The organism is Blautia sp. ZXY-1-B12 (assembly GCF_056339915.1).
The window spans coordinates 1-7,991 of record NZ_JBWJVP010000178.1; the positions used below are offsets into that span (position 1 = coordinate 1).

The following is a 7,991-nucleotide window of genomic DNA, read 5'->3' on the forward strand; positions in this document are numbered from 1 at the left end:
TTTGATTGGCAGGTAAGACGCTTCAACCGGAATTAGTACTTCATCTGATGCAGCCAGTGCATTGATTGTGATCATTCCCAATGATGGCATACAATCAATGATAATTGCATCATATTGATCCTTGATACCATATAAAATCTGTTTCAATACATATTCCCTGCTCATTGCATTTACCAACTGTACTTCCGTACCTGCCAGTCCAATGTTAGAACAGATAATGTCTATTCCTTCTGCCTGATGCCTGATATAACAGTCTGAAGGAATATCTTCATCTTTCATTACTGTATCCATAAGAGCTGTAAGTGTTTCATTACTTTCATCACAATCACGATATCCAAATCCTGCGGATACATCAGACTGTGGATCGGCATCAACGATTAACACTTTCATATTCTTTTGTGCTAATCCTACTGCTAAATTAGCTGTACATGCTGATTTTCCCGTTCCCCCTTTTTGGTTTACAATAGAAATTACTTTTGCCATAATCTTTCCCTTCTTTCTTGTTAAATAAAAAGACTGAATCAGACAGCTGAGATATAAATCTCATGCGAGCTAATTCAGTCCAAAACATATTTTTATTCAATTATCACCGCTTTCGTGGTATAGTAAATACATCTCAGCAGAGTTCTGAAATTCTATTACTTCTGTACTGTGTTATTTATAAAAGAGAGGCCTTTCCTTCATAAATTCGTTGATTGGTTACGAAATTTATTTAGGACTAAATCGCTAGAGCCCTTGTATTATAAGGGGTTCTGCCTTGTGTCATTATAATAACACAAGCACCCCCATTTAAGATATTCATCATCGGTACAGGCATCTGTCTGGTATGGCAGCCGCCAAGATACTGATATAAAGGAACGCGGAGAGCTGCTGCTGCCGCCCTTGCTACTGCCAGGGATACTCCCAGTGCCGCATTTGCCCCTACATTACTTTTATTGTCTGTGCCGTCTGTTTCTATGATTTTTTTATCAATATAGGACTGATCCAGAGCATTTTCTCCAAGAATTGCTTCTGCCAGCTTTGTATTTACATTCTCCACTGCTTTGCGGACACCAAGTCCGGTGTAGCAGCCTTTTTCTCCGTCACGAAGCTCCACTGCCTCGAACTTTCCTGTGGAAGCTCCCGAAGGGACGATTGCCCTTCCCGTATATCCATTTATCCCGATCACACCTTCTCCTACTGTTACTTCTACTTCCACTGTAGGATTTCCTCTGGAATCAAGTACCTGTCTTGCATGAACCCTTCTCACAGGCAGATAACGTAACATATTAGAACCTCCTGATCATTTTAATAAACCGGTAACTGTTCCATATTTTCACAGTTACAGTTAAACCTCAAGTCAAAATACGTCACTGAGAACGGCGTGAACAGTAACGTAATTTGACTTGTATATCTTTACAACCATATTTTTACCCAATATGCTTCCGGCTATGCATTGTCTATATCCATTATTATTTTCAGAATATTTTATCAATACAAATAATTTTAATATTATCTTTTAAATATTTTTGTAAATTTTCTATTTTCATTCTTGACATTTCATTCTTTATCTGTTATATTAAGTTCATAAAACAAAAGGGATTACGAAAAACAAAAAAGTAAAGGAGTGAGACCACCGAAAACATAATCTTTTCTTCATAATTTAAGAAAGCGAGGTACAGACCACCAGAATAGCAAAGTTTCAAATTCATGACTTATAAGAAAGGCAGGTACGGACCACCAAGAACTTAAGCTTTTAAATCCAACTAAGTTTTATAAGTAGTTCCTATCAAACAAGGAAGGTACAGTCCAATGGAAACCTAACGATTTATCTTATTTTGAACGTAACAGTTAAACATTCTAAAGAAGGTACGGTCCAATGGAAATTTAATGATTTACTTTATTTTTAAAGTGACATTCAATCAAAATAAGGAAGGTACAGTCCAATGAAACGTTAACGATTTACCCTATTATAAAACGTAACCGTTCATTTACATGAAGAAGGTACAGTCCAATGAAAACTTAACGATTTACCCTATGAAACTATAAAAGGAAGGTACAGACCAATGGGACAGTAAATTTCATAATTCAAATTCATACAATTTCATAATTTATTTTACAGAAAGTGAGGTATCATCCCTTGGATACAGAATCTTAACAGGAGCCACGATGAAATATAAATCTGTGGCTCTTTTATTTGTCATTCAGCTTCTATAGTTCCCCTCTTTCTCATATATTAAACTAATATCATTCCATTCTGAGGTTAACACTCTCTATGCATCTCAAATACATATCTTCCACTCGGATTTTCTCTTCCAGATTTACCAAGATTTTTCTTCTTTTCTGTGCTTGTGCATTTATAGGTTCCTCTATAGGAAAAATCGTATCGCACAACACTGCCAGACAGACTGCTGCTTCTGCCCAAAGTTCCAACTGGGGACTCAGTTTTCAGGAAGAAGGCAAACGTCCTGTTGGAAATGCAACGATAGAAGAATTGGCTCAGTACAATGCCTTTTTTGCTGAAGATACCGAAGAAAAGAAAATCTATCTCACCTTTGACGCAGGCTTTGAAAATGGAAATACTCCTGCTATTTTGGATGCACTGAAAAAACATCAGGCACCTGCTACATTTTTTGTGGTTGGAAATTTCATTTCGGAAAACAAAGATCTGATCAAACGAATGGAAACGGAAGGGCATATTGTCGGCAATCATACTATGACGCACCCGGATATGTCAAAAATTTCCACAAAAGAATCTTTTCAGAAAGAATTATCCGATGTAGAAAAAATTTACAGGGAAATTACAGGAAAAGAAATGACAAAATTTTACCGCCCCCCACAGGGCATCTACAGTACACAGAATCTGTCTATGGCCAGAGAACTGGGATATCACACATTTTTCTGGAGCCTTGCCTATGTAGACTGGTACCAGGATAACCAGCCAGATCCACAGGAAGCTATTGCAAAACTGACGAAACGGATTCATCCGGGAGCTATTGTACTGCTACACAGCACCTCTTCCACTAATGCACAGATTCTGGATGAACTGTTGGATAAATGGGAAGCGATGGGATATTCCTTTCATTCTCTGAATGAATTATGATCATTTAACATTTTCCGATACTGTTCACACACCACTATCCCGCGAGGTGTTTTGGCATGAATATGCCAAAATCCCGAGACATACAAGCCAAAATTCCATTGCCGCAGGCAATCTGGAATGAATTTTGGCTACGTTACTGTGAACGGAGTGAACAGTAACCCTTTTCCCATTTACAAAGTCACATACAAAAATGACAGAATTTTGAAATATCTGACACACTTGCAATAAGCAAAAATTGATCATTATCTCAAAATGAAACGCACTCCACAGGAATGTCCTAATGGAGTGCGTCTCACTTTGTTTATAAATCAATACTTTAGAGAATATCAAAATTATAACTTTTATACTGCATTTACACTGCTTATTCAGCGTCTGCTGCCTCTGTCTCTTCCGGTTCTTCTGTTGTTTCCGCATCTTTAGTGTCATCGGAGGCTGCATCAGAATCTTCTGTCGCTGCTGCATCTGCATCCTCAGCTTTTTCTTCGCTGTCCACAACACCACCTTCAACTACCAGGTCATCCGGATTGATGTTGTCACCGTATACAGGTTTCAGAGTTTCTTCGAAATCTTTATGGAAGAACTGTTCATCTGCCAGAGATTTGATTTCATCGTTGATTGCGTTCAGAAGGTCTGTGTTGCCCTTCTGTACTGCTGGTGCAATCGTATCAATATCACCAAGAGATTCGATTCCTACAGAGAATCCTTCATTCTGCTGAGCCCATGCAAGTACTTCTGTATTGTCTGTGGAGAATGCATCTCCTCTTCCATCAAGAAGCGCATCGTATGCTTCCTGGTATTCATCAAATTTTACAAGTTCAATATCCGGATAGTTATCTGTGAAATATGTCTCTGCTGTTGTTCCTTTTACAACGATCAGCTTCTTGCCTTCCAGATCTTTTACATCTTTGATCAGCGCATCATCAGGAGAAACAACTCCAAGAGCTACCTTCATATATGGAAGTGCGAAGTCTACTTTCTCCGCTCTGTCATCGGTTACTGTAAAGTTTGCAAGGATCACATCTACTTTTGCAGACTGCAGATATTCTACACGACTTGCTGCCTCTACATAAGTAAATTCTGCATCGTCTTCACTTCCCAGAAGGTCTTTTGCAAGTCTTTTTCCAAAGTAAATATCGTATCCCTGAACATCACCGTTTTCATCTACATATCCAAATGGATTCTTGTCACTGAATACACCGATTTTGATCTTTCCGTCTTTTTTGATCTCATCCAGAGTACGGGCCTGTGCAGTGTTTCCACCGTCATCTGCCGCACTTACAAGAATACTTCCGCCAAGAAGTGTTGTTGCTGCTACACCTGTTGCTAATAAGACTGCTAATATTTTTTTCTTCATGTTCTTTTCCTCCATGTTTTAAAAAAATTTTGATTTTATTATAATTTTTATAACTAGTACATCGTTTTCGAAATAACTATACCACTCACTTGTCTGCGAATCCGATTGCACAGGTCTAAAAGCCTCAGCGTAGCCCGCTACGCCTGCGTTTTTATACCAGCACACTCGAATCCGCATCCTACGCGATTGGTATAGTTATTTACGAAACGATGTACTAGCTCTTATGATATCCTGCTATTTCATGGATATTATCATCCATTTCAGGATTTATAAAATATTCTGTTTTCCTCTATTCTATTTTTTCACTGTTTCATAATGGAAACTGTTCAGGAACTGTTTTGCCCTGTCAGTCTCCGGATTGTCAAAGAACTGTTCCGGAGTGTTCTCTTCTACAATGTTTCCCTTATCCATAAAGATCACTCTGTCTGCTACGGAACGGGCAAATTCCATCTCATGAGTGACGATCAGCATGGTCATTCCTGTCTTTGCAAGTTCCAGTACTACCTGAAGTACTTCTCTTACCATCTCAGGATCAAGTGCTGCTGTAATCTCATCCAGAAGCATGATCTCCGGATGCATCAGCATGGCACGTACAATGGCAACTCGCTGTTTCTGACCACCGGAAAGCTGCCTTGGATAATTATCTTTCTTATCCAGAAGACCAACTCTGTCAAGAAGCTGCTCCGCTTCCTTTTTCACTTCTTCTTTATTTCTTTTCTGTACTTTCATTGGTGCCAGAAGAAGATTATTTAAAATTGTCATATTCGGGAAAAGATCATAGCTCTGGAAAACCATTCCTATCTTCTCTCTGACTTTGCTTATATTCTTTTTTTCTTTCTCATAGCTTACACCGTTAAGCTTCAGTACACCGGTGTCAATCTCTTCCAGGCGGTTGATACATCGCAGGAAGGTACTTTTTCCACATCCGGAAGGTCCTACGATCACTACCACTTCTCCCTTTTGCAGAGAGAAGGAAACATCATCCAGAATAGGAACATTGTTTACATATGATTTCTTTAAATGTTCTACTTCTAAAATCGGCTGTCCCATTCATTTATCCTCATTTCTCTATTAATCAGCAAACTTCTTTTCCAGTACTCTGGAGAGTCTGGAAAATGGAAAACATATGATAAAATACATAAAGAATACTGCACCATATACCCAGAGGGCCGCTGTCGGATTTGTATAACGTGATGCATCTATGATCTGTTTTCCAACTTTTAACACCTCTACTACTCCGATAAGAGCTACCAGTGATGTGGTCTTGATCATTCGGGTAAGAAGATTCACTGCGGATGGAAGAAGTCTTCTTATAGTCTGCGGAAGGATAATATAAAGATAGACCTGCCATTTGTTTAATCCAAGACCGTATCCGCTGTCATACTGGTGTTTAGGAATGGAGATCAGCGCACTTCGCACCAGATCACCCATTTCAGCAGTTCCCCAGAATGTAAATACAATGACCGCCGCTGTCTCACCGGAAAGATTCATCCCCAGATGCTTGGCCGCTCCGAAATATACCAGGAACAAAAGCACCAGCTGCGGCATGATTCTTACTATTTCAAGGTAAATGCGGCAGATAAACTTAATGATTTTATTTGGGATATTCATTACCATCCCAAGAAGAAATCCAAGGATTATGGAAAATACCATGGAAATCAGTGCAATTCTTATTGTTACCCACAAGCCCTGCCAGAGTCTTAATGAGTTGATTCCCTTAAAAAGAACCTCAATCCCCATATTCTGCATAGCGGACTCTCCTTTCTACAAATGAACAGATAAGTGAGATTGGTAAAAGTATGATCAGATATGCGATTACCAACATAAACAGGGCTTCATCTGTTTTGTAATAAATTCCGATCAGGTCTTTTGTCACAAACATCAGGTCTGCAAGTGCTACTGCACTGAATACGGAGGTTTCCTTAATAAGAAAGATCGCATTTGCACAGAATGCCGGAATAGAATTGGATACCGCCTGGGGCAGGATAATGTTTGTAAATACCTGACTCTTACTCATTCCAAGGCTTAATGCGGATTCCACCTGAATGGGTGGAACATTGTCCAGGCCGCTTCGGAAGGCTTCTGCCATATAACTGCCTCCGAGAAAGGTCAGTCCTGTGATCGCACACTGTTCTGAACTGAGGACAATCCCTATTTTCGGAAGACCGAAATACAGGAAAAACAACTGAATCAACAATGGTGTATTTCTGGACAGTTCAATGTAACATTCCACGATCTGACGAAGTACAGGAATCCTGAAATACTTAATCATGCTGCAGACAAGCCCAACCACAATGGCAAGCAGCACACCAATCACCGCCATGTGAAGTGTAAGCTTTGCTGCCTCAATATAAAGAGGTGTCTGCTCGCGGATAAACTCAAAATCCATGGTTACTTTATTCTCCTTCTATTATTATGATTTAGAGCATATTTGAAGAACGCTCTGGTGTGCCTGTGCCGCTTATTACTTTTCAATCCACTGCTATTTCGGTTAAAGCAGGTAGTTTACTTGATTTAGTTAAAGCGTTACATCTGCACATCTGTGAACTATCATAACATTTCAGGCTTCATCCTGCAAGCTTTTCATAAATTGCATCTGCAAGTCTGCTATGTCCCAGTTCATCCAGATGCTCCTGATCGGCTTCTCCCGGTCGGGCAAATTCTGAAGCCGGAAGATAAGAAATATTTCTTCTTCTGGCGATTTTCTCATACACCCGGGGCAGATTCCATGATACTTCGATAGAATTCTTATCGAATTCCGGATCAAAATCCTCTTCCCAGATTCTCTCCCCAAGGTAGATTGGAGATACCAGTAATATTTTGGCATCCGGGTTTACAGTGTTGATCTGATCAAGGAGCTGTTCAATCCCCTGTCCGATCACTTCCGGGGTTGCGCTGTATACGCTTTTACAATCGTTCGTGCCAAGCATGAGAACGATAGTGTCTACTGGTCTGTGGCTCTCAAGGATTGCCGGAAGCATTTCTGTTCCTCTTCTTTCTGTACGGAATGGATCATCGAATACGGTGGTTCTTCCGCAGAGTCCTTCTTCGATTACTCTGTAGCCTTTTGTTCTTACTTTGTCATCCAGGATGCTGGTCCAGCGGGTACCCCATCCGTATCTCTGATTAGTAGTTCCCGGGATTAAACCGTATGTATTGGAATCACCGAAACATAAGATTTGTTTCATGTCTTGTCACCTTCTTATCTGATATTTTTAATGGGATTTTTTGCTTTCCCTGTTTTCATATTGATTTGATAGGAATACTATACAATCTTTATTTTTGTTTGTCAATCCCTTTTTTGTATTTTTTGAAAATGTTTATTTGTACGTCATAAGTCATAAAGGGACGCTCAGAAATATTTTTATTTTCCGTGCGGTTTCGGGACCTATAGCAATCCTCGTAAATAATCAAAAAACTTTTGATACCGATATTATTTCCAGTCCTGAACTTTATATTTTTTATATTTTGCAGGTGTTGTTCCTGTATATTTTCTGAAAATTTTTATAAAATAGCTCTGTGTGGAAAAGCAGAGATATTCACTGATCTGTGCTG

General features: G+C 39.4%; 8 protein-coding genes and 1 pseudogene. 1 reads left to right on the top strand and 8 read right to left on the bottom strand.

The features are described 5' to 3' along the window. Both AC075L_RS09840 and eno read right to left on the bottom strand, forming a co-directional pair. Nucleotides 1-483 (bottom strand): ParA family protein (locus AC075L_RS09840; protein ID WP_476387586.1); only part of this gene is annotated, 483 nt, incomplete at its 3' end. A gap of 298 nt (nucleotides 484-781) precedes the next feature. Then, nucleotides 782-1,267 (bottom strand): annotated as a pseudogene (gene eno, locus AC075L_RS09845) (phosphopyruvate hydratase); the annotation flags it as partial. A gap of 987 nt (nucleotides 1,268-2,254) precedes the next feature. On the opposite strand from eno, the gene AC075L_RS09850 reads away from it, so the two are divergent. Beyond that, the gene (locus AC075L_RS09850; protein ID WP_008708206.1) at nucleotides 2,255-3,082 is read left to right on the top strand and encodes a delta-lactam-biosynthetic de-N-acetylase; all 828 of its coding nucleotides are present in this window, start codon (nucleotides 2,255-2,257) and stop codon (nucleotides 3,080-3,082) included. 361 nt (nucleotides 3,083-3,443) lie between these two features. Here the strand turns inward: AC075L_RS09850 and AC075L_RS09855 are convergent, their stop codons facing one another. From AC075L_RS09855 to AC075L_RS09880, 6 genes are all read right to left on the bottom strand, one after another. After that, nucleotides 3,444-4,436 carry a cysteine ABC transporter substrate-binding protein gene (locus AC075L_RS09855; RefSeq protein ID WP_008708207.1) on the bottom strand — a complete coding sequence of 331 codons (993 nt, stop codon included), beginning with the start codon at nucleotides 4,434-4,436 and terminating at the stop codon, nucleotides 3,444-3,446. Nucleotides 4,437-4,730: 294 nt separating this feature from the next. Beyond that, nucleotides 4,731-5,486, bottom strand: a complete 756-nt coding sequence (locus AC075L_RS09860) for an amino acid ABC transporter ATP-binding protein (protein WP_008708208.1) — start codon at nucleotides 5,484-5,486, stop codon at nucleotides 4,731-4,733. A gap of 21 nt (nucleotides 5,487-5,507) precedes the next feature. After that, nucleotides 5,508-6,185, bottom strand: a complete 678-nt coding sequence (locus AC075L_RS09865; RefSeq protein WP_008708209.1) for an amino acid ABC transporter permease — start codon at nucleotides 6,183-6,185, stop codon at nucleotides 5,508-5,510. Further along, nucleotides 6,166-6,825: an amino acid ABC transporter permease gene (locus tag AC075L_RS09870; RefSeq protein WP_008708210.1), complete on the bottom strand. Its 660-nt coding sequence runs from the start codon at nucleotides 6,823-6,825 to the stop codon at nucleotides 6,166-6,168. Before AC075L_RS09870 ends, AC075L_RS09865 begins: the two co-directional genes overlap by 20 nt. Before the next feature lie 178 nt (nucleotides 6,826-7,003). Beyond that, the gene (locus tag AC075L_RS09875) at nucleotides 7,004-7,624 is read right to left on the bottom strand and encodes a GDSL-type esterase/lipase family protein (protein ID WP_008708211.1); all 621 of its coding nucleotides are present in this window, start codon (nucleotides 7,622-7,624) and stop codon (nucleotides 7,004-7,006) included. Nucleotides 7,625-7,869: 245 nt separating this feature from the next. Then, complete coding sequence (locus tag AC075L_RS09880) at nucleotides 7,870-7,983, bottom strand: hypothetical protein (RefSeq protein ID WP_476387587.1); 114 nt, start codon at nucleotides 7,981-7,983, stop codon at nucleotides 7,870-7,872. Between the last annotated feature and the right edge of the window lie 8 nt (nucleotides 7,984-7,991).